20 protein-coding genes and 1 pseudogene are annotated in these 22,419 nt (G+C 57.9%); 2 read left to right on the forward strand and 19 right to left on the reverse strand.

The window, feature by feature from the left end:
* Nucleotides 1-21 precede the first annotated feature (21 nt).
* From tnpB to KSS96_RS17425, 10 genes and pseudogenes are all read right to left on the reverse strand, one after another.
* Nucleotides 22-357 carry an IS66 family insertion sequence element accessory protein TnpB gene (gene tnpB, locus KSS96_RS28040; protein ID WP_003177794.1) on the reverse strand — a complete coding sequence of 112 codons (336 nt, stop codon included), beginning with the start codon at nucleotides 355-357 and terminating at the stop codon, nucleotides 22-24.
* The gene (gene tnpA, locus KSS96_RS17385) at nucleotides 354-686 is read right to left on the reverse strand and encodes an IS66-like element accessory protein TnpA (RefSeq protein WP_003173944.1); all 333 of its coding nucleotides are present in this window, start codon (nucleotides 684-686) and stop codon (nucleotides 354-356) included. Before tnpA ends, tnpB begins: the two co-directional genes overlap by 4 nt.
* A 229-nt stretch (nucleotides 687-915) precedes the next feature.
* On the reverse strand, nucleotides 916-2,007 hold the full coding sequence (locus KSS96_RS17390) for a bifunctional transcriptional activator/DNA repair enzyme AdaA (RefSeq protein ID WP_217855141.1): 1,092 nt from the start codon (nucleotides 2,005-2,007) through the stop codon (nucleotides 916-918).
* A 32-nt stretch (nucleotides 2,008-2,039) separates the two neighbouring features.
* A pseudogene (locus tag KSS96_RS17395) lies at nucleotides 2,040-2,339 on the reverse strand (isocitrate lyase/phosphoenolpyruvate mutase family protein); the annotation flags it as partial.
* A 624-nt stretch (nucleotides 2,340-2,963) separates the two neighbouring features.
* Nucleotides 2,964-4,706, reverse strand: a complete 1,743-nt coding sequence (locus tag KSS96_RS17400; protein ID WP_065877374.1) for an ABC transporter substrate-binding protein — start codon at nucleotides 4,704-4,706, stop codon at nucleotides 2,964-2,966.
* Between the two features lie 32 nt (nucleotides 4,707-4,738).
* Nucleotides 4,739-5,011, reverse strand: a complete 273-nt coding sequence (locus KSS96_RS17405; protein ID WP_003232363.1) for a DUF2160 domain-containing protein — start codon at nucleotides 5,009-5,011, stop codon at nucleotides 4,739-4,741.
* Nucleotides 5,012-5,021: 10 nt separating this feature from the next.
* Complete coding sequence (locus KSS96_RS17410; RefSeq protein ID WP_017527242.1) at nucleotides 5,022-5,822, reverse strand: carbohydrate ABC transporter permease; 801 nt, start codon at nucleotides 5,820-5,822, stop codon at nucleotides 5,022-5,024.
* A gap of 10 nt (nucleotides 5,823-5,832) precedes the next feature.
* Nucleotides 5,833-6,699 (reverse strand): carbohydrate ABC transporter permease, encoded by an 867-nt coding sequence (locus KSS96_RS17415; RefSeq protein WP_017527241.1) that lies wholly within the window; start codon nucleotides 6,697-6,699, stop codon nucleotides 5,833-5,835.
* A complete protein-coding gene (locus KSS96_RS17420) occupies nucleotides 6,696-7,793 on the reverse strand; it encodes an ABC transporter ATP-binding protein (RefSeq protein WP_017527240.1) in 1,098 nt (365 codons plus the stop codon). The genes KSS96_RS17415 and KSS96_RS17420 overlap by 4 nt, the downstream gene beginning before the upstream one ends.
* Entirely contained in the window at nucleotides 7,793-8,887 is a 1,095-nt protein-coding gene (locus KSS96_RS17425; protein ID WP_065877376.1) for an ABC transporter ATP-binding protein, read from the reverse strand. Before KSS96_RS17425 ends, KSS96_RS17420 begins: the two co-directional genes overlap by 1 nt.
* Nucleotides 8,888-9,155: 268 nt before the next feature.
* Between KSS96_RS17425 and KSS96_RS17430 the strand changes: the two genes are divergently transcribed.
* The gene (locus KSS96_RS17430; protein ID WP_017527238.1) at nucleotides 9,156-10,967 is read left to right on the forward strand and encodes a sigma-54-dependent Fis family transcriptional regulator; all 1,812 of its coding nucleotides are present in this window, start codon (nucleotides 9,156-9,158) and stop codon (nucleotides 10,965-10,967) included.
* Here KSS96_RS17430 and KSS96_RS17435 read toward each other — a convergent pair.
* The 7 genes from KSS96_RS17435 to KSS96_RS17465 all read right to left on the reverse strand — a co-directional run bounded on the left by KSS96_RS17435 (nucleotide 10,964) and on the right by KSS96_RS17465 (nucleotide 18,495).
* Nucleotides 10,964-11,896: a FecR family protein gene (locus tag KSS96_RS17435; RefSeq protein WP_217855143.1), complete on the reverse strand. Its 933-nt coding sequence runs from the start codon at nucleotides 11,894-11,896 to the stop codon at nucleotides 10,964-10,966. The genes KSS96_RS17430 and KSS96_RS17435 overlap by 4 nt on opposite strands.
* On the reverse strand, nucleotides 11,896-12,435 hold the full coding sequence (locus KSS96_RS17440; protein WP_017527236.1) for a sigma-70 family RNA polymerase sigma factor: 540 nt from the start codon (nucleotides 12,433-12,435) through the stop codon (nucleotides 11,896-11,898). Before KSS96_RS17440 ends, KSS96_RS17435 begins: the two co-directional genes overlap by 1 nt.
* A gap of 79 nt (nucleotides 12,436-12,514) precedes the next feature.
* The gene (locus KSS96_RS17445; RefSeq protein ID WP_217856489.1) at nucleotides 12,515-14,626 is read right to left on the reverse strand and encodes a TonB-dependent receptor family protein; all 2,112 of its coding nucleotides are present in this window, start codon (nucleotides 14,624-14,626) and stop codon (nucleotides 12,515-12,517) included.
* Between the two features lie 245 nt (nucleotides 14,627-14,871).
* Complete coding sequence (locus KSS96_RS17450) at nucleotides 14,872-16,185, reverse strand: methyl-accepting chemotaxis protein (RefSeq protein ID WP_068937022.1); 1,314 nt, start codon at nucleotides 16,183-16,185, stop codon at nucleotides 14,872-14,874.
* A gap of 108 nt (nucleotides 16,186-16,293) precedes the next feature.
* Nucleotides 16,294-16,560, reverse strand: a complete 267-nt coding sequence (locus KSS96_RS17455) for a hypothetical protein (RefSeq protein ID WP_065877386.1) — start codon at nucleotides 16,558-16,560, stop codon at nucleotides 16,294-16,296.
* Between the two features lie 155 nt (nucleotides 16,561-16,715).
* On the reverse strand, nucleotides 16,716-17,465 hold the full coding sequence (locus KSS96_RS17460; RefSeq protein ID WP_217855145.1) for a hypothetical protein: 750 nt from the start codon (nucleotides 17,463-17,465) through the stop codon (nucleotides 16,716-16,718).
* A gap of 400 nt (nucleotides 17,466-17,865) precedes the next feature.
* On the reverse strand, nucleotides 17,866-18,495 hold the full coding sequence (locus KSS96_RS17465; protein WP_017527231.1) for a hypothetical protein: 630 nt from the start codon (nucleotides 18,493-18,495) through the stop codon (nucleotides 17,866-17,868).
* Between the two features lie 394 nt (nucleotides 18,496-18,889).
* Between KSS96_RS17465 and KSS96_RS17470 the strand changes: the two genes are divergently transcribed.
* On the forward strand, nucleotides 18,890-19,135 hold the full coding sequence (locus tag KSS96_RS17470; RefSeq protein ID WP_017527230.1) for a hypothetical protein: 246 nt from the start codon (nucleotides 18,890-18,892) through the stop codon (nucleotides 19,133-19,135).
* A gap of 119 nt (nucleotides 19,136-19,254) precedes the next feature.
* Here KSS96_RS17470 and KSS96_RS17475 read toward each other — a convergent pair whose 3' ends face one another.
* Both KSS96_RS17475 and KSS96_RS17480 read right to left on the reverse strand, forming a co-directional pair.
* Nucleotides 19,255-20,271 carry a hypothetical protein gene (locus KSS96_RS17475; protein WP_068937024.1) on the reverse strand — a complete coding sequence of 339 codons (1,017 nt, stop codon included), beginning with the start codon at nucleotides 20,269-20,271 and terminating at the stop codon, nucleotides 19,255-19,257.
* Nucleotides 20,272-20,995: 724 nt separating this feature from the next.
* Nucleotides 20,996-21,628 carry an ABC transporter permease gene (locus tag KSS96_RS17480; RefSeq protein WP_065877392.1) on the reverse strand — a complete coding sequence of 211 codons (633 nt, stop codon included), beginning with the start codon at nucleotides 21,626-21,628 and terminating at the stop codon, nucleotides 20,996-20,998.
* Nucleotides 21,629-22,419 lie beyond the last annotated feature (791 nt).

Genomic DNA, 22,419 nt, shown 5'->3' on the forward strand with positions numbered 1-22,419 from the left:
GCAAGCACGCCATGGCAGATGTTAAAGCATCGAGATGATTCCGCCTGCACCGACGCGCTGCCAAGGTAAACCGAGCACCAGGGCCTGAAGTTGCTCGGCATCCAACTCAACTTCGGAGCCGTGTCGCACACCCGGCCAGAAGAAGCGTCCTTGATTCAAACGCCGGGCGGCAAGCCAAATCCCCACGCCGTCATGCACCAGCACTTTCATTCGATTGGCGCGGCGGTTGGCGAACAGATAGGCACAGTGCGGCTTCGCCGCACCGAACACCGCCACGACTCGTGCGAGCGCGGTTTCAGTGCCGGCGCGCATGTCCATGGGCTCGGTGGCGAGCCAGATGGAATCGACGCGGATCATCGCAGCAGGTCTCGTAGGAAAGCAGAACACGCCGCTGCATTTTCTGCTGGCCAACTCACCACGACTACACCTTTTGGATGCGGCACTTCGATTCGGATCGTGGCAGGAAGGGCCTGATGCATCGGCACCGGCGGCGAAGTCTTGACCGGGATGAAGGCAGTTTGCAGTGCCAGGTTTTTCTGCGCATGCACCCGAATCCATTTATGGACGAGGTTTGCATTGAGGTTGTGGGTCAAGGCGACATTGGCAATTGAAGTGTCAGGATGGGCGCACTCAGTAATGACCTGGGCCTTGAAGGACTTGGAATAGGAACGGCGTTCTTGTGGCATGGGCGTCCGCTTAAAAAGGCTAAAAATGGTGTCCACTTAAATTTAGGTGGACACCATCGCCTTAACCGATGGCATCAGGAAGATGTGTTGCTCGGACGGTTACGGTCGAACTCGACCCCGAACAACTGCGCACACTGGCTGCGCAGTTGATGCCCAAGGTCGACACCCAAGGAGCTTTACAAAAGACGCGCTGAGGAGTCTTTGTGTCTGCGTATATTCTGACTAGCAACTAACTCAACAGGAGTTCGTTTTGTTGAGTCATCTGCAAAGCAGTTTTTTCCAAATGCAGTAAAAACTCTTTCCGGGGCTGTCCTCCGCCATATCCGGCGAGTGCACCATTTGCCGCTATGACACGGTGACAGGGGACGACAATGGATAAGCGATTGTGTCCATTTGCATTGCCCACTGCTTGGCTTGCACCTGGCTTACCGATGCCCCTAGCGATGGCACCGTAGCTTGAAATAGTTCCATAGTCGATTTTTAGAAGCTCTGCCCACACAAGCCTGTCAAAAGAGCTGCCTGGCATATAGAGCGGTACTGAAAACCTTTTTAGCTTTCCATCAAAATAAAGTTTTAATTGAACTTCGATCTGCTTGATGTAGACATGCTCACCCGGTGCGATTGAATACCCATGACGCCCACGCAGTTCGTTTAATTCAGCGGTTAGGGCCGGGCGGTCAAGAAATTCGAGGAGTACCAAACCTCGCTCCTCTGCCATGGCGATCATTGGGCCCAACGGTGTAGTCAAATGGCGATATAGCAGGAGCGACGTTTCAGCTGCCTTACCAGGGGGCATCTGAAATGTTTTTTTGAAAGCATCTCTAAAGCCACTCAATGACTCGTACCCTAAGTCAAATGCGGTGTTATCCAGCGTTTCGCCCGAAGAAATCCGGCCTAGGGCAACACCGAGCCTTCTAGAACGGATCCATGCATGAAAAGTCATGCCAAAATTTTGTTTGAACCACCTGCGTAAGCGTAACGGATCGATACCACGCGTAGTTAGGTCAGCATCACTCCAGCGAGCGTCAGGTGATGCAGATACAGAGGCCAGTAGCGCCTTGACCCAATCTGGCGCGCAAGCTGCGAGATCCAATGGCTTGCATCGTAAGCAAGGCCGATAACCTGCTGCCATCGCTTCGTTAGCCTGCGAAAAAAACTCTACATTCTCGGGCTTTGGCTTACGTGCACTACATGTAGGGCGGCAAAAAATACCTGTAGTTTTGACAGCAGTGAAAAAAACGCCCTCATAGGCGGTATCACTGCATAGCATCGCATTCACCATCTCGCTTCTGGGCGGAAGAGCGTGATTGTAAGATCTCATAGACCGTAGCCTCGTCATCGAATGGGTGTAAAAATCGCTTTCGAGATGCGGGAAACAGCGGCGAGGTCGTCGCAATAGCCCCCTTCGACATCGACCGTGAGGGGAACTGTAAGCACTCGAACCATTGACTCAACTGTAGTAGTCAGCAGTTTTAGGGGAAGTTGATTGCCATCTTGGTATCCATGCGCCCAAGCAACGGCGGCGCTGCTGGTCGCGATTGCCTTACTCCCAACACTTTCGACCATACGTGCGCTGCCAGCATCGCTCACGTTGGCGAGTACCAACAAATTAGCGGGGTGAAGTTTGCGGAAAACCGCACTTAGTGGCGTCATTCAGTGGTACCCCGGTGAGAGAAGACAGGTGCAGATCGCGCTATCGTAAGCTGACTGCAGCGACGTCTCCACCGAGAAATCGACAGTGATTTAAGAGCTAGCGAATATAGTTTTTGCGGGTTAGGGAGGGGTGAATACCTAAGCAAAAGCGTGCTGAAAGACGTTGCCGTACACATCCAGTCATCGCAGGGATCGGATAGATGACTTCCCCGGACGCTTACCTTCGCTCAGCAGAGGGACGATAACAAAAGGCGCCTGAAAACAGCCTCCTGCGGCGAAGTAACCGGCTTTGCAGAGCCATATCGACTACTTGAGCAAGGCTGTGAACGCGATAGAGCAGCTGATTCGCGAAAGCGTCAACAGGCTAGACCGCGAAAAGGTCGAACGCCTGCTCAGTTAAGGGCATCGGGCTCATTTACGGCGGCTAGCCTAAATCGGCAGCGATGTGTGGTTGAAGGTCACACGGCTTGAGAGCTGTGGGAGCTTGGCTGTCTTAAAAAGCGATGCCAACGTTAGGGTCATCCAGACAGTTGCTCCCACATTTAGATTTCTGCCAGCTTCTCCAAGCCAGCAACTTGGCCTGAACGGCACGCTAGCGTGCCATTCAGGCCTTTCCCGCCGCGTTTACTTACGCGCCGCCTCCCACGATTTGAGCAGGTCGCTGTAGGTCACCGTCTCGCCTTTAGGCTTCTCGTTGGCCAGTTTCGGCTTCGGCGCACCCGGTTGGTCGAACCAGTATTGCGCGTCACGCTCGGGGTTCATTTTCGGGCCACACACCGGTTGCACCTTGGAGCGTTCCAGGCGCGTCATGATCGCGTCCTGTTCCTTGGCCAGGTTGTCCAGCGCCTGTTGCGGGGTTTTTTCGCCGCTGGCGGCGGCGGCGATATTGCTCCACCACAGTTGCGCCAGGCGCGGGTAGTCCGGCACGTTGGTGCCGGTCGGGGTCCATTCCACCCGTGCCGGGCTGCGGTAGAACTCCACCAGGCCGCCGAGTTTGGGCGCCATGTCGGTCATGGCTTGGGAATTGATGTCGGACTCACGAATCGGCGTCAGGCCGACGATGGTTTTCTTCAGCGACACGGTTTTGGAGGTCACGAACTGCGCATACAGCCAAGCCGCGAGTTTCTGTTTTTCCGGCGTCGACTTGAGGAAGGTCCAGGAGCCTACGTCCTGATAGCCCTTCTTCATGCCCTTTTCCCAGTAAGGTCCGACAGGCGATGGTGCCATGCGCCATTTCGGCGTGCCGTCGGCGTTCACCACCGGCAGGCCTGCTTTGGTCATGTCGGCGGTAAACGCGGTGTACCAGAAGATCTGCTGGGCGATATTGCCCTGGGACGGCACCGGGCCGGATTCGGAGAAGGTCATGCCCGCCGCTTCCGGTGGCGCGTAGGCTTTCATCCAATCCACGTATTTTTGCGTGGCAAATACAGCGGCCGGGCCGTTGGTGTCGCCGCCGCGGGTGACGCTGGAGCCCACCGGGTGGCAGTCCTCCACGCGGATGCCCCACTCGTCCACCGGCAGGCCGTTGGGCAACCCCTTGTCGCCGCCACCGGCCATGGAGAACCACGCATCGGTGAAGCGCCAGCCCAGGGACGGGTCTTTCTTGCCGTAGTCCATGTGCCCGTAGATACGCTTGCCGTCGATTTCCTTGACGTCTTCGGTGAAGAACTTGGCGATGTCTTCATAGGCCGACCAGTTCACCGGCACGCCGAGGTCGTAGCCGTACTTTGCCTTGAACTTGGCTTTGAGCTCCGGACGCTCGAACCAGTCGGCGCGAAACCAGTAGAGGTTGGCGAACTGCTGGTCGGGCAACTGGTAGATCTTGCCGTCCGGCGCGGTGGTGAACGACAGGCCGATAAAGTCCTTGAGGTCGAGGGTCGGCGAGGTGAAGTCTTTGCCTTCGTTAGCCATCAGGTCGGTGATGGATTCGGTCTTGCCGTAGCGAAAGTGCGTGCCGATCAGGTCCGAGTCGTTGACCCAGCCGTCATAGATATTTTTGTCGGACTGCATTTGGGTTTGCAGCTTTTCCACCACGTCGCCTTCCTGCAGCAGGTCGTGGGTCAGCTTGATCCCGGTGATTTCCGTGAAGGCCTTGGCCAGCACCTTGGATTCGTACTCGTGGGTGGTGAGGGTTTCCGACACCACGTTGATCTTCATCCCACGGAACGGTTCCGACGCTTTGATAAACCATTTCAACTCTTCGAGCTGTTGGGCTTCGGTGAGAGTGGACGGTTTGAACTCGCTGCCGATCCATTTTTTCGCGGCATCTTCATACGCATCGGCCCATGCCGTGGCGCTCAAACCGCTGAGGGCCAGTACGGCGGCCAATGAAATGCTATGTCGCAGCTTATTGTTTTTATTCAACATAGAGACCTCCTGGGGGTTTATTCATAAGGGCATTAGCCCCAACGCATCACGCTCAACAGCCATACCAGGGACAGCGCGGACGCCACCCAGATGCTCCAGTCGGTAACGCCGATAACCAGCAAATGCAGGTAGGCGCTGCCGAGAAGACCGATAAACAGGCGATCACCACGGGTGGTGCTGATCGGTAGAAACCCACGCCGAGGGATGCTCGGCGAACGCAGTTCCCAGGTGGTCATGCCCGCCAGAATCAGCGCGATGCCGCCAAAGAACAGTGCAGTGGGGGTGGTCCAGGCCATCCATTCCATCATCGACTCCTCAGACCCGGCCCAGGGCAAAGCCCTTGGCCACGTGGTTGCGAACAAACCAGATCACCAGCATGCCGGGCAGGATGGTCAACACCCCCGCCGCCGCCAGCACGCCCCAATCGATCCCCGATGCCGACACCGTGCGCGTCATGACCGCCGCGATGGGCTTGGCGTTGACCGAGGTCAGCGTGCGCGCCAGCAGCAGCTCGACCCAGGAAAACATGAAGCAGAAAAACGCGGTGACGCCGATGCCGGAGCCGATCAACGGGATGAAAATCTTCACGAAAAACTTGGGAAACGAGTAGCCGTCAATGTAGGCGGTTTCGTCGATTTCCTTGGGCACGCCAGACATGAAACCTTCCAGAATCCACACCGCCAACGGCACATTGAACAGGCAATGCGCCAGGGCCACCGCGATATGGGTATCGAACAGGCCGATGGACGAATACAACTGGAAGAACGGCAGCAAGAACACCGCCGGCGGCGCCATGCGGTTGGTCAACAGCCAGAAGAACAGGTGCTTGTCGCCCAGGAAGCGGTAGCGCGAGAAGGCATAGGCTGCCGGCAGCGCCACGGTCAGGGAGATCACCGTGTTCAGGCTCACGTAGTACAGCGAGTTGAGGTAGCCGGTGTACCAGCTCGGGTCGGTGAAGATCACCTTGTAGTTGGCCAGGGTGAAATCCTGCGGAAACAGTGTCAGCCCGCCGAGGATTTCGGTGTTGCTCTTGAAGGACATGTTCAGCAGCCAGTAGATCGGCACCAGCAGGAACAGGATGTAGATCAGCAGCGGTACGACTTTGCGCTTACTCATGTTGGCGGCCTCAGCGGTTGGCGTCGGAGTGGGTCATGGCGGTGTAGAACAGCCAGGACACCAACAGGATGATCAGGAAGTACACCAGGGAAAACGCCGCCGCCGGGCCCAGGTCGAATTGGCCTACGGCCATCTGGGTCAATGTCTGGCTCAGGAACGTAGTGGCGTTCCCCGGCCCGCCGCCGGTAAGGACGAACGGCTCGGTGTAGATCATGAAGCTGTCCATAAAGCGCAGCATCACCGCGATCAGCAACACGCTCTTCATCTTCGGCAGTTGGATATGTCGGAACACCGCCCAGGCGGAGGCCCGATCAATCCGCGCGGCCTGGTAGTACACGTCCGGAATGGCGCGCAAGCCCGAGTAGCAGAGCAGCGCCACCAATGAGGTCCAGTGCCACACGTCCATCACCAGCACGGTGACCCAGGCGTCCATGGTGTTGGCCGCATAGTTGTAGCTGATGCCCAGGGCGTTGAGGCTGTAACCCAGCAGGCCGATATCGGCACGGCCGAAGATCTGCCAGATGGTGCCCACCACGTTCCACGGGATCAGCAGCGGAATTGCCAGCACGATCAGCACCAACGACGACCAGCGGCCCTTGGTGGGCATGGTCAGGGCGATGGCGATGCCCAGCGGTATTTCGATCAACAGCACGCACGCCGAGTAGATGAACTGGCGCAGCAGCGAGTCATGCAGGCGCGGGTCGAGCAGCACCTGTTTGTACCAGTCGGCACCGACGAAGTAGCGGCTGGACTGGTCGAAGATGTCCTGCACCGAGTAGTTGACCACGGTCATCATCGGGATCACCGCGCTGAATGCCACCAGCAGGAATACCGGCAATACCAGCCACCAGGCCTTGTTGTTCTGCACCTTGTTCATGGCTGCACCTCCAGCAGGTAGTCGTCGGCATACAGCATCAGCCATTGCGCGGGAAAGCTGATGGAGGCCTGGCCCTCGGGCACCGGTTTGTCTTCGGCCAGGCGCACTTTGAGCGTTGCGCCGTCGAGGTCGAGGGTCATGATCTTGTAGGTGCCAAGGTCTTCCAGGTGCGTGACGTTGGCCTGCATGGCGTCGGGGTTATGCTCGTCCCACACGTGGATAAATTCCGGGCGGATGCCCACCTGCAGCTTGGTGTAGTCCGTCGCTGCAATGCGTCGCTGCAACGCCTCGGGCAACGGCAGATGGGTACCGGCAAATTGCACCCCGCCCGCCTCGGCCCGCACTTCGATCAGATTCATCCCAGGGCTGCCGATGAAATAACCGACAAAGGTGTGGCTGGGTCGCTCGAACAGTTCCCGTGGCGTGCCGAACTGCACGATCTGCCCGCCGTACATCACCGCGATCTTGTCGGCGAAGGTGGAAGCCTCAAGCTGATCGTGGGTGACGTAGACCATGGTGATATTGAACTGCTCGTGAATCTGCTTGAGCTTGCGCCGCAGCTTCCACTTCAGGTGCGGGTCGATCACCGTCAGCGGCTCGTCAAACAGGATCGCCGATACGTCGTCGCGCACCAGGCCGCGGCCCATGGAGACTTTTTGTTTTTCATCGGCGGTGAGGTTGCGGGCTTTTTTGGTCAGCAGGTTTTGCAGGTCGAGGACTTCGGCGATTTCCTGCACTTTGCTGTGGATTTTCGCCTCGGCCATGCCCTGGTTACGCAGCGGGAAGGCCAGGTTGTCGAACACCGTCATGGTGTCGTACACCACCGGGAACTGGAACACCTGGGCGATATTGCGTTTCTCCGGCGTGAGGTCGTTGACCACTTGGGTGTCAAACAGCACCTGGCCCTCGGACGGGCTGAGCAGGCCGGAGATGATATTGAGCAGGGTCGACTTGCCGCAGCCGGACGGGCCGAGCAATGCGTAGGCGCCGCCCTGCTCCCACACGTGGTTCATTTCCCGAATGGCGTAGTCCTCCGGACCATTCGGCGTAGGGCTGTAGCTGTGCGCCAGGTTCTGCAAGTGGATCTCGGCCATCAGGCAACCCTCGCGACACGGCGTCCGGGGGCCTGGACCAAACGGCCCTGACCATCGAACACAAACAGTTTATGGGTGGGGATATACACGCGGATCGGCGCGTCGACGTCGTATTCGTGCACCCCCGGCAAGTGCAGCACCAGCAGGAAGTGCTCGCTGCGCACATGCAGGAAGGTTTCCGAGCCGCTGATCTCGGCGACTTCCACGGTGACTGCCAACTCCAGGTCGTCGTCGTTACTCGGCACCAGGCTGATGTGGCTGGGGCGCACACCGAAGCGGAATTCGCCTTCGCCGATGGGGCGCAGGTCGACATTCAGCGGGAAGTGCACAAAGTTGGCGAAGCTCACCTCGTTGCCGCTGATACGTCCCGGCATCAGGTTGATCGGCGGTTCGGAAAACAGTTCGGCCGCCAGCACCGTCTGCGGCTGGTGGTACACCTCGGCGGCCTTGCCGCTCTGGATCACCCGGCCTTCGTGAAGGATGGTGGTGGTGCCGCCCAATGCCAGGGCCTCGTTGGGTTCGGTGGTGGCATAGATGGCGATGGTGTGGCGGGCCTGGAACAGCTCACGCATTTCCTGACGCAGCTCTTCGCGCAGTTTGTAGTCCAGGTTTACCAGAGGCTCGTCGAACAGGATCAGCTCGGCATCCTTGACCAGTGCGCGAGCCATGGCCGTGCGCTGCTGCTGGCCACCGGACAATTCCAGCGGGTGGCGCTGGAGAAATTTCTCGATGCGCAGCATCCTGGCGGTTTCCTGCACCTTGCTCTGGATGATCTCGTTGGACACACCGGCCTGGCGCAACGGCGAGGCGATGTTTTCAAACACGGTCATGGTCGGGTAGTTGATGAACTGCTGATACACCATCGAGACGTTGCGCAGGCGCACCGGTTTGTGGGTGACATCAACGCCGTTCATCAGAATGCGGCCGCTGTCGGGCTTGTCCAAGCCGGCCATCAGGCGCATCAGGCTGGTCTTGCCGGACAGGGTGCGGCCAAGCAATACGTTGAAGGAGCCGGGCTCGAAACGCAGGGTGGCGTCGTCGATCCAGGTTTGGCCGGAGACGACGCGGGAGACATGTTCCAGGGTCAATGACATGACACGACCTTTTTATTATTGGAATGAAACTGGCCAGTCGTCAGAGCGAATTTCATGCCAAAAACGGCAGGTGCTTGATCCGTAAGGAAATGGGGTAAAAGCGGTGTTCGAGAGTGAACAATCTGGCTGAACAACTGAACAGGTTGGGGGTTGACAATGAACACTTCTGAACAACACTTTATGGGCACTGGAGCACAACTGGGAGGGGCAAGCCCCGGATCCAACCAGTAGATCGTGCAAGCCCCATAACAATAAAAAGAAGGTCACCATGGCCGAACCGCTGCCCCACGACATCATCATTCAGGACTCCTGGCGCCGTTGCCGCGCGTTTGGCCTGGACCACCAGAGCACGCCCAGCTTCGACCAGTTGCCGGCCGAGGGCATCAGCCAATTGCTGGAAAGCCAGCACTCCCTGGTGCAGACCACCCACCAGGAGGTGCTGCCCTACTACGAGAACATCCTCAGTAATTCCAATTGCCTGATCATGCTGGCCGACAATCAGGGCCAGGTGCTGACGTCGTGGGGCACTCAACGCTTTATCGAGCCTAAACTGGCCCGTGGCTTCAGCGCCGGCGCCAGCTGGAAGGAGCGCTGCAGCGGCACCAACGCGATCGGCACCGCACTGGCCTGCGCCCAGGCAGTGCATATCGAACACGACGAACACTTCCTCAAGGCCAACCGCTTCATGACCGGCTCGGCGGCGCCGATCTTCGATGCGCAACGTGAAATCATTGCGGTGCTGGATGTGTCCAGCGACAGCTACCTGCCGCCCTCCCACACCCTGGGCATGGTCAAGATGATGAGCCAGACCGTGGAAAACCGGCTGATCCTCAACCTGTTTCGCGACGAGCATTTTCAACTGACCTTCAACACCGGCTTGAGCAACCTCGACAGCCAGTGGGCCGGCCTGTTGATCTTCGATGAAAGCGGCCAGGTGCTGTCGGCCAACCGGCGCGCCGACAACCTGCTGGGCATCAGTCTGTCGCGGGTGATGATCGACAGTTTATTCAAGGTGTCATTGCTGGAGTTGCTCAACCAGCCGGAAGGCTTGCCGTTTTCGTTGCAGGCGGCGGGACGCAATCGGTTCCAGTGCGTGTTGAAACGCCCCCAGCAAATGCCGGTGCAGGCGCGGGTATTCAGCGAGCCTGCTGCGCCAAAACCAGCGGCGATTGGCCTCAAGACCCTGCATTTCGGCGATGTTCGCGTGGAAAAAGCCGTGCGTCAGGCCGAGCGCCTGCTGGAAAAAGACATCCCGCTGCTGATCCACGGCGAAACCGGCGTGGGCAAAGAGGTGTTCGTCAAAGCCCTGCACCAAGCCAGTTCCCGCAGCCGGCAGGCCTTTATCGCGGTGAACTGTGCGGCGATTCCCGCAGAACTGGTGGAATCGGAACTGTTCGGCTATGAAAAAGGTGCGTTCACCGGTGCCAACCAAAAAGGCAGCATCGGCCTGATCCGCAAGGCCGACAAGGGCACATTGTTTCTCGACGAGATCGGCGATATGCCGCTGCCGACCCAGGCCCGCTTGCTGCGCGTATTGCAGGAGCGTTGCGTGCAACCGGTGGGGAGCAGCGAGTTGTTTGCGGTGGACCTGCGCATTATTTCGGCCACCAACCGCGCCCTGCGCGAATGGGTGCAGGCCGGGCGCTTCCGTGAAGACTTGTACTACCGCATCGGCGGCCTGACGCTGGAGTTGCCGCCCTTGCGCGAGCGCAGCGACAAGCAGGCGCTGTTTCAGCAACTGTGGCAGCAACACCGCGAACCGACCCAATGGGCCGGCCTGAGCAGCGAGGTGCTGGCGCTTTTTGAACAGCATCCATGGCCGGGGAATTTGCGCCAGGTCAGCAGCGTGCTGCAGGTGGCGCTGGCAATGGCCGAGGAACAACCGATCCGCCCGGAGCATCTGCCGGATGATTTTTTTGTGGACTTGAATGTGGCCCCGCCGCCAACTGCCAGTGAATACCTGGATGACAGCATCGACCTGAACGAGCGCCTGAAGGCGGCGGGCGGGAATATCTCCCACCTGGCGCGCGAGTTGGGGGTGAGTCGCAACACCTTGTACAAGCGGTTGCGCCAAGGTTAGCGCGGCTTGACCACCACCAGCAGGTCGGTGAAGTACTCCACCTGGATCGGCAGGTTATCCGCCAGGGCCGCCAGCGCCGCCGCCGTGTCGTCCAGCTTGAACACGCCGGACACACGCAGATCGCCCAAGGCCTGGGAGTCGAAGCGCACCACCCCGTGACGGTAGCTGGCCAGCGTCTGCAAGACCTCGCTCAGGGGCTGGTCGTTGACCTTGAGCAGGCCACGGGTCCAGGCGTCCGGGTCGGCATTGCCGGTGTTTTGCGCGGGCATGGCGTGGCCATCCTTGAGCACGGCGCGCTGGCCGGCGGTGACCTTGACTGCGTCCTGCGCTTGACCTTTGACCGCCACGGTGGACTCGATCACCGTGACCACCGTGCTGCCGTCTGCCGCGCGCTTGACCAGATAACGCGTACCCAGCGCGGTCGCCGTGCCCTGGTCGGTGCGAACCACGAACGGCCGCTGGGCATCCTTGGCCACGTCCACCCAGAGTTCGCCTTGCAGCAATTGGAGGACCCGTTGGTGGCCGTCGAATTGCACATCCACTGCAGAGTTGCTGTTGAGCTGCAATTGGCTGCCGTCTTCGAGGGCGATCTGCCGACGCTCGCCGACGCCGGTACGCTGGTCGGCCATCCACACCGGCAGGTGCTCCAGGCCCCACCAACCGCACAGCAACACGCCAAGCAAGCCCAACACTTGGGCACTGCGTGGGCGTTGCGCGCTAAACGCGCGATTCAGGGCCACGCGCGTCGGCTGCGCGGGCAAGGTATCGAGGCTGCACCAAAGGCCGCGCATGCGTTCAATTGCCACCGCGTGACGCGGGTCGGCCTGGCACCAGGTGTTGAAGGCCTGGCGCTCGGCTTCCGTGACGTCTTCGTCGTGCAGGCGTGTCAGCCAATTCGCCGCTTGCTCAATGATCTGTTCGGAACTCATCACAGCGGGTCGGCCGCATGCAGGCTGTGGTAACAGTGCACCAGGGCGCTGGAAATATAGTTTTTGACGGTGCCGGAGGACACGCCCAGGCGGCTGGCGATTTCGCTGTAGGTCAGCCCGTCGAGGCGACTTAACAGGAAGGCCTCGCGGGCCTTGGCTGGCAAACCGGCGAGCATTTCCGCGATACGCTCCAACGCTTGCAGCGCCACGTGGATCGCGGCCGGGTCGGGCATGCCGGCGTCTTCACACTGGATGGCCAGCGCTTGCATGTAGGCTTTTTCGATACGGCGTCGACGCGCGCCATCGATCAACAGGCGCCCCGCCGTGGTGGCCAGGAAGGCCCGAGGTTCCTGGATGTGTTGTGGCTCGGCCAGCATCAGCACACGAATGAACGCATCGTGCGCCAGGTCGGCGGCGTGCTGGGAACACCCGAGTTTTCTGCGCAGCCAGCCATGCAACCAGCCGTGGTGCTCGCGGTACATCGCCGTAAGGGTCTGCTGGCGCACGGAGTCGCCCAGCGCGGCCGGAATGTCATGCATGCGCAAAAATTTCTCAAATGGGAAATGTTACCAATTGCGCAAACAATGCCAGTAAAACGATGACGGGGCAAGGGCCGGATTAACGCCAACTCCACGACACGCCGGTGTAGATGCCACGACCTTCCGCGGGTGTAGAACGGGCTAAATCCGCGCCCTTGTCGTCGTAAGCCGGTGTAACGGTGTTGGCGTAGCGGCGGTTGGCAAGGTTGCGCAGGTCGACCCAGGCTTGCCAGGCCTGTTGGGGCGCGTCGTAACCGAACGTCGCACCATAAACGGTGTAGGGCGCCGCGTAGTAGGAGTTGGCGTAGTCCACCGCCACCCGTGAAGCATGCTCGGTATTGAGGCTGGTGTAGAAGCCCGTCGGGTGGTCGTAGCGCAGTTGCGCCTGGTAGTAGTGCTTGGGGATACCGGGCAAGGCGTTGCCGCCGAAACGGTCGTCGTCGCGGTAGTGGAAGTCGCTGTAGGTGTAGGCCTGGCGCAGGTTGAGTATGCCGCGGTGGCCGCCGTCCCACAGCGGGCTGAGCAGGCCCAGTTCAACGCCCTGGTGCACGGTGGGGCTGGCGTTGGATTCGGCGATGATTGCATTGCTGGTTGGGGTCTGGGGCTGGGTTTCCACGCTGAGCAGTTCGTGACGTACTTCGGAGCGGTACAGCGCCAGGTCCCATTGGCCAAGCCATGCCTCTCCTCGCCCGCCGATTTCCAGGGTGGTGGCGGTCTGGTTTTTCAAACTGACACCTTCTCGCGCCAACCCCGTGGCCGCACCGCCGGCGAAGTATTTGTTGGAACCCCAGATCATCGACCACGCATGCGGCGGCTCGACCGAGCGGCTCACGTTGCCGTACACCTGCAATTGCGGGTTGACGTCATACCGCAGGCCGATGCGCGGCGCGTAGTCCCAATCATGCTGGCTGAGCGGCGCCTGGCCTTGAGGGTACGTGACCTGGGTTTCGCGGCGGGTGTAGATCGCGGCTAGGCCGGTGGTCAGCCAGAGGTCCGGCACCAGTTCCAGCTCGTTGCCGATGTGCAGCACGGTGTCGGAGCCCAGGTAGCTGTAGTCGCGGGTCTTGGTGCCGGGGGCATAGGTGACGGTGTTGCCGGCAGGTACGCGTACATATTCCGACGCGCCATTGTTGGGCATCGCCTGGGTGGTGCGCAGGCCAACGGTGATTTTGCTGTCGTGGCCGAACAACATGTCCTGGCGGATGTAATTGAGGGTGCCGCTGAGGTCGGTGTAGGCGACTTTAAGGCGGTTGGTGCCTTCGCGCAGGTCCATCGGGTAATCGTGATAGGCCAGGCCGACTTCAAGGCGCGAGTTGTCGTCCAGTTGCAGGGTGGTTTTATTGGCGATCCAGGTCGATCCCGGTTGCAGGCGCTTGGAGTCACGGCTGGCGTTAAGGCTGTTGGCTGCGCGCGGGTCGTGGCTGATCTGGCTGCGGGTGAGTTTGCCGGGGGTGTCGTTGGTCGTCTCGCGGTAACGGAAATAGAAGCGGGTTTCCAGATTCGGATTGAAGCGGTAGCCGAAGTTGGCGGCCACGCCCTTGCCGGTGGCGGCGCTCTGGTGCTGATAACCGTCGGATTCCGAGTCGGTCAGGCTGATGTAGTAATCGGCATCCCCCAGTACCTGGCCCGAGCTGATTTCGCGTTGGGCGTAACCACGGCTGCCGGCCTCATAGCGCACTTGCAGCTTGGGCGCGTCGTAACCCGTGCGGGTCACGTAGTTGACCGCGCCGCCCAGGGCCAGCGCGCCCTGATCAAAACCGTTGGCGCCACGCAGCACTTCGACGCGGCTCTGCCACAGTGGGTCCTTGAGTTCGTAGGGTGTGCCGCCAGGCCCGGTCAGGGGCAGGCCGTCGAACATCTCATAGAGCCCGGAAGCATGCGCGCCGGGGCTGCGGTTCAGGCCCGAACCGCGAATGGACAACTTCACCCCTTCGTTATTCGCCGCCTTGGCGTACACCCCCGGCTGGTACTTGAACACATCTTCGTTGGTGCTCACCCGCCCCTGCTGCACGCTGCTCATGTCGATGTAATTGGTGGCGCCGGGCACGTTCTTCAGCTGCGCCTGGGCCACTTCGCCGGCACTGGCCTCGGCCGTGGTGACTTCGAGCGGCGCCAGTTGCACGTCTTCGGCGTGCACCAGCGAACTTAAGGTCAGGGCGGCAAACAGCAACGGAGGTTGGCGCAACAGCATGGGCAGGTCCTTGGGAGTCGGGGGCATGAAGGGCCTGGCCCACCACGCGAACAGTGATGGGAAGCCAACGCGGCCCACCAAGTCACGCTTTGTTAACGGACCCGCTTCTTTCTACACCAACGCCAAGCTGCTTTTTTATTAAGTCCTACATCGAGTCCGCGCATGCACACTCAATATCCGACGAAACAAACAGTGCCCCTACTGTGAAGCCCCCCTTAAGCAAACAAACGATCTAACCCAGCACGTTATTGCAGTTCATTGGCAAAGCGCCCGACCGCGCTCACCACCTGTTTGGCGCCCCCCTGGATCTCGGTGATCACCGCGCCGGCCTGGTTGGCCAGGGTCAAGCCTTGCTCTGCCTGCTCGCGGCTGCTGAACATCTCGGTAATAGCTTCGTCGGCGAGACGCTGGTTTTGCTGGACCACGCTGACAATCTCTTCGGTTGCCGTACTGGTTCGGCTAGCCAACTGCCTGACCTCATCGGCCACGACCGCAAAGCCCCGCCCCTGTTCACCGGCGCGGGCGGCCTCGATGGCCGCATTGAGCGCCAACAGGTTGGTCTGGGCGGCGATACCCCCGATGGTCTGCACAATCGCGCTGATCAGCAATGACTGCTTACCCAGTGCTTCGATGCTGCCGGTAGCCGATTGCATCTGCACGGCAATGTTTTGCATGGTTTGTACCGTGTTCTGTACAACGGCCGCGCCGCGCTCGGCCGTGACATCGGTTTGCAGCGACACTTCGTAAGCCACCCCGGCCGCGGCCTTGACCTCGGACTCGCGCAACACCTGGCCGGTGACCACACTGGCAAACTTCACCACTTTGCACAGATTGCCTTCTGCGTCGTGCACCGGGTTGTAAGTGGCTTCGAGCCATACATCGTTACCGCGGCTGTCCACCCGCTTGAAGCGGCTGGCGACAAACTCTCCACGATTGAGGGTCTGCCAGAAATCAACGTAGCCGCTCGATGCCGCCTCTTGCGGGCTGCAGAACATGCTGTGTTTTTTGCCGACGATCTGATCCAGGCTATACCCCATGGCATCGAGGAACTGAGTATTGGCGGTGACCACCGTCCCATCCAGTTTGAACTGGATAACGGCAGTCGAGCGGATCAACGCGTTGATGAACGCCTCGTTTTCCTTGGATTGCTCAATGACACGGCTCACATCGGCACCGTAGCCCTGGATATGCGACAGCCGACCGTCACGCCCTTTGATCGGGCACCAGGTCAGGTTGAGCCAGGCCAGGCTGGCATCGCTGCGCAAATAGCGGTAGTCGTCAGTCACCGGTTCAAAGCGCTCAACCGCTGCGTGAAAATTGCGAAAGCAGGGCAAGTCCTTGACGTAAGGGGGAACGACTTCACCCAGCAAGCGACCTTGCAAGTGCTCTGGGGGATAACCAAGCACCCGCGCGAATGCGTCATTGACCGCCGTAATGCGGTACTCCGCATCCAGGGCGATGGAAAGCCTGCCACGGTCAAATTGCGCAACGAGCTGTCGCAAATGAAAAAGCTCGTCGTCCTGGTCCTGTAGATTTTTCTTCAAGAGGCGATTGAACATGGTGGCGTCCCTGCTGTGGTCATCACTGCATCGGCCAGGTGGCCGGCAAGCTGAGCATAGACGACGAACGGTCACGCCGGCGCCACTGACCCCAAGCAAGTGATTGACCTAACCGGGCAGCTCCACCCCCTGCATCAGCTCGTGCGCCTCCGAGCCCGCGGGAAACCGGAAACCATACATCTCATCTGCCGCGAGTATCTGCCCAAGTGCCTCAAGCAACTGCGGCTCGCTTGGCGAGGCGCGCAGCAGCTTGTGTGCAGGCAATAACAATTCGGCAGCAACGCCTTCGGCACTGGCGGTCTCGATTACCGCGAAGAGAATAAAGCGCAGGCGTATTTCGCGATCCGTAGGCCACACCGTTTTTTGCTTACTCAAGGGTAGGGCCTCATTTTTCAGAAAAGTCCGAGGCTATTGCCGACGCCGGGGCGATTCAAGCAAGGGAAGGCAAGATAGGCCACTTCCTACAGAGGAAAACGAAACGCTGTACCTGTACGGATAGCTGTGCTGCCGCTTTGCGTTGCCAATAGCGCTCACTGCACCGGAAGGAAATTCATCAGCAACAGACTTTGCGCATAATTGAGACCAATGCGCCGGTAGCGCTCGTCAAGCATCTGCGTCAACAGGTCGAGCCGCGCGACAATCTTGCCGAACTCCACCGCAAAACTGAGGTTACTGCCCTCCTCCGATATCTCGTTGGAAAACAACAGCAGCACCCCATTGGCATCCTGACGCTTGCTGAGCAACCACGTGGCCTTCTCGATATTGCGCGCGGCGTTGCTGACGAATTGCGGGTTGATCGAGTCGGTCATATAGAACTCGGTGCGCCCACCGTGGGCGGTCACCAGCATGCTGCCGATCGCGTAGATAAACGCCCCGACCCGATCGCCCTGGAATTCCGGGCTCAAGGAATAGCTCAAGGCCACCAGGTCGCGACGTTCACCCAAGGCTGGCAGCGGCCGGCGCTGCTCGATCGCCTGGCGAATTTCCCGCTCGGCACTCGCCGCATCCGGGTAACCCGACTGCCGCCATTGGCTGGGGTTACGCAGGTAAAGCTTGCTCATCAGCACGTACAGGCTTTGCAGGTTGTCGCGCATGCCCAGCGTGGCCATGCGATCGACACTGGTTTGAAAGAACTCGTCGGGCTTGCCATTGGTGAACTGCTTGGCAATATCGCGGCCTTGTTGCTGAGTGCAGCCGGTAGCAAAAAACACTAATGCAGCGGCCAGGAGCAACAGCCGGCGCCTGGCGCGAACTCGGAAAAAAGGAAACGTGCGATCCATCGGCACCCGATCTTGTTCTTCTGCCCACGCGGGAAATCGGTGGGGCTGGGACAGAAATAGAGCGGATAAATCTAAAAAAGTGCGAAAGACAGCAGCAGATAGTTGTAAGAGGTGCCTGCCAGAGCGCCGCGTGACGAATTCGTTTCAGCGCCTATACTTCAGTTGCGTGCGTTGTTGGCGAGCCAGGATGGCATTTTCACTTTTACGTGGCCTTGCGGGTGGTTCGCAGCGCCCGCGGCACTATCAGCAGCCGCTGTAAATGAGGTGACGGCAATGAAACATCCAATTCGAGCACAAATGTTTGTCCAGGTGATTTGCCTGCTTTCGGTGGCTCAGCTTTTTTGCTGATCCGGAGGGGAAACTGCCTTTGAAAGGGCTGCGGGCGTGGCGGGGCCCGTCTTCATTTGTCCAGGTTCAGCAGTTCCTGCATACGTTCGCCTATCATTCCTCGCAACCATGCGGCATGAAACTCGATGTCTGCCAGAGAAGTCCCGTCACCCATTTGATATCCCAACACCTTGCCCTTGGGGCCCTTATACGTCACGTAAAAATGGCCATCGTGGTCAAACAGGGCGACCGCGTAGGGGCGGATGGAAAGAATGTGGTCGAAAGGCACACGCACTTCCATGGGTTTGCGGCCACGACGCGTGACCGTGAGGGTGAGCAGTTGCTGGTTTTCGTCGAACGTGAACGCCTGCACTTGAGGCTCAGACGTCACCCACGCAAACATCGCGGCAATGAACACTGCAGCACCCAGCATGAGCAGCATGAACGACGACTCGCTGAGCTTCGATCCAGCGCTGGGGGGCTCACCGTGTATATCGCCCATCCCCACAAGCAACATCGCCAACCCATAGCCCGGTAAAAGCAAAAGCAGCCCAAGGAAGAATCCAAAAACTGCGTAGCCATTGCCGCCAATGATCGGGATACTCGGGCCGTAATGCCAAACAGGTGGGTGGGTAGCAACGGTTTCGGTGCTTGGCGCGGCTAAAGGCGTTGCGACAAGACGAGGTGGGCGTTGACGATCCATCTGACGGGCTCCGGGGTTTGCAGCGCAGACAGTACCACTGATGGATCGCGGGTATCGGCAGCCGTTGATGATTTACGCTTGAGGGGCGGCCTTGGCGACTGTGGCTCTTTCACATTCTTTTCACAGCCGGGCGCTTATGGTCATTTCCAGCTCCTAGTGAACATCCCTTTAAGCCCGCTCCCCCCCATCGCGGGCTTTTCTTTGTCCGCGATTTTCTATGGCATCAGGCCAATACCTATTCCCAGCTGTGTCAGGCTCAAGGCGCACCGTTTGCACTGACAGCATTGAGCCGGGACGATGATATCTAAGCGTTGAGCGGCAAAGTGATGGCCAATTGGCACTTTTTCAACCGCCGCCTGTCAATCGCACATCACGGCCGAAGTAGTACGTCATCATGCACAGCTGGAAGAAAATCTCGCTGACCGAAGATCTGCAGCGGAGCCTGCCGGGGCATCAGGTCGATTGCATCCTGATCAACGGCTGGAACGCTACCGTCTTCGTCCGACAGCTCGAACATGACTCAATGTTTTGCACGACGGGAATCAACCTGGCCCAACTGACAGACAATTCAAGCATTCAGAAGCTTGCTGACGAATTGGTTTTCGAGATTGATATGTCCAAGGGAGGGAGAGTTGGGTAGCGTTCCCTTTGCCTGAGTTGCGCGCGTGTTTTGGACACGAGAAACGCAAAAGCCCCGCTTTCGTTGGGCTTTCGTTTGAATCTTGGCGGGGAGCCAGGGAACGCTATTAACAGTCCCACTTAGCGGATAGTGATGTCCCTACCGAAGTATTGCTCGGCGTCATACTTTCCGATCACTTGCTCCAAGGTCTCGTGGTTATTGTCCATTACCAATTTGTGTGAGATTGCGCTGAGCGCAATTAAGATATCCTTACATTCAATACGTGCTTGCATGACTGAACTTGAGGCGGTTGTGAGAACTTGAGAAAGCAATTCATGATTCTTTTCAATCAGGCACACAATAAAATTGTATGTTACCTTATAGCACAAATCCATATCTTCGATTTCTTTCGGCCTAACAACCTTTTCTAAAAAATCCTTTTCTTTACCCGCAGGGACAAATTCTTGAACCCAATAAAAATAGGATTCATCGAAGATAATGGATTTGATGGCGTTTAATATTTTTTCATTGGTAGCTATTTTATTAAATATAACGGCTGCGAACTCATCAGACACGTCAATCAATTCATCGCCGTATTCATTATTAAGCAAGGTGATCATTGCGTGAAGCTCTTTGAGCAGGGATACATTGCCAGAGCCCATTTCATTATATGCTTCGCCAACCTCATCAATATTACGTTTGAATACGCCAATATATTTATCACCCTCTTTAATAGCATCAAGGAGAGGAATCAAGCTGTAGCGTCTAACCTGTATCAGCTCATAAAACTGGCCCAGCTCTTCACGAATATCTTGCAAGCGCTCCACCGACGCTGCTAAAAAATTACTGTCATCTCTTATCGCTTTATTCAAGCGAGTGAAGTCCAATACATCGTTAGACCAGAGCACGCGCAGGTCGATACTTTTTTCAAAGGCTTGTGTCTTGCTAACCAGTATCGAATACTTATCTTCTATTTCAAAAAGCACATCTTGAACTTTTTGAAGACCTGTTGATCTTGCGTGCTGATTGATTCCACGAATCTTTTCAGCTTCGGCTTGTTTCTTTTGACGAACACTCCAAGTAATTGCCGCACCTACAATTGTCAAGCTTGTCGCCATATCAAAGCCAAGCTGGATATTACTGAACCATGTGCTCATTTCATTCCCTTAAATATCATTTTTCTAGCCGTACACGTCGTAACAACTGATTTAAAATCAATTTTCACGCCGTAGAAACAGTGTTGACATGCTTTTTTGGATCGTACCCTGGCTCCGCCTGGGCACACCTCCGGTAAGTCGCTACGTCATGTATCACGTAGATCAACCGCAATCAACTGCGCGCCCCCCTTGAATCGGCCTACTACTCACCAGAAACCCTACGAGAGTGAATCGACAGAAGCCCGCCTGATGCCGTGATCAGTCCTGACCAAGCTTAAAGAAGACGCAAAAAACAGATTCAATCGCTCCGCCTTTTTGTAGATGCCGGATGGCTGCTTCCCTCCGTCGAGTACTTCGAGAATGGGTCCGCTCATTGCGAAGTTGTCCAATGTAAGCCTGGCCGGTTCTGTGCCGACAGTCAGAAAGTGGATCTACTGTTTCAGCAGCATCAGCCAAGCGCAGATTTCAGCGATCTAACAGGCGATAGAGCGCTTGAGCATGGGATGTCGCGAACCCGAGTCGTGGCTCGATACGACGTTCCTTGATGGCACATGCGAGCTGCAGGTGCGTCCAACCCCTTAGAGGCTCCAGTCGCGTCTCCCCCACCAAAGCGTACTGTTCCAAAGTCGAGGCCTTTCCCATAAGAGGCGTTACGGTCGAATATTCCGCTGATCCCTAGCACCACTTTATGTGCCGCATAGCCTGTATCAGACGGCGTAGTAGTTCATTTGTCCATATTCAGTAGTTCCTGCATCCGCACGCCAATGATTCCTCGCAACCAAGCGGCATGAAACTCCATGTCTTCCAGAGAAGTTCCCTCAGCCAATCGATATACGAACTCCTTGTCCCTCGGCCCCTGACACACAACGCTAAAATAGCCATCACGGTCATAACTGGCTAACACGTAAGGACAAATACAAATAATGTCGTCAAATGGCACCTGCACTTCGGTTGGTTTACGGCCGCGACGGGTGACAGTGAGGGTAAGCAGTTGTTGGTTTTCATCGAATGTGAAGGCCAGCACTCTAGCCGCAGAGAAAACCCACGCGAAGACCAGCCCCATGAGCACAACACAACCAATCAGCCCCAGAATGAGCGTCGACATTGTGAGACCCGACTCATCGCTGCTCGGTTCGCCTTGCATCGCTTCGAACCCGAGAAGGAGCAAAATCATCAGTACTAAGCCCGGCAACAACCCAAGCACCACAAAGCAGAAACCCAGAATGGCCGCACCCGTGCTGCCAAAGGTCAGTAAGTCCGGGCCGCGATGCCAAATAGGGGGATGGGCGGCGGGGCTGCCATTGCTTGATGCGACTAGAGACGCTGCGGCGCGGTGAGGTGAACGTTGACGATTCATCTAGCAGGCTCCAGGGGGGGGGCTGCGTAGACAGTACCACTACCGCCAGACATTCGGACCAAGAGGCATTGGGCCTTCTCATATATTTAGGAGTAACCGTCGTGCTCCACCCAAACCCCAGATACACAAAAGCCCCGCATTGCGGGGCTTTCGTTTGAATCTTGGCGGGAAACCAGGGATTCGAACCCTGGGAACGCTATTAACGTTCGCCGGTTTTCAAGACCGCTATGCAAAATAAAGCGGGCTGGTACCTTGGTGGTCGTCGGCGTTCCTTAACTCGCATCGACCAACCAACCTACAGGCCGTATTCTGCAAGGGGTGCGGTTTTGGTTTGGGAACTGTTTTTGCCCCTCCCCCGGCGTCCTGCCGACCGAACAAAAACCACCAACAGCCCACGAGTCGTGAGACAAATCGTATGGCCGGGTTCGGCCAATAGCAGTCATTGCAGGCGCTGAATCGGACGCTGTCGACGCCTGAAGTGATGAGGGTTCGAATCTCTCCTTCACCGCCAAATTACGAAAACGCAAACCACTGATTTTACTAGAGAAAGCCGGGGTTCTTGTGGTTTTTGACGTCCAAAAAATAGCGCCATGGGACCACCATGGGACTGGCGCGCTATTTTGGTGCGGAAAGTAGAGCCAATGACCGAGTGTTTGGGGGCATTTCATCTGGCTGCAAACGGCTCGCCCATATTGTGGCTACCTTCGGTCATGGACAGACGCTCGCGAATATTTTTGGCGACTGCTCTTGCCAAATAGGACGATGATGCAGGTGGTGGGATGACGGTTCGT

Origin of the sequence: Pseudomonas asgharzadehiana, from assembly GCF_019139815.1 — a bacterium.
Lineage (GTDB): Bacteria > Pseudomonadota > Gammaproteobacteria > Pseudomonadales > Pseudomonadaceae > Aquipseudomonas > Aquipseudomonas asgharzadehiana.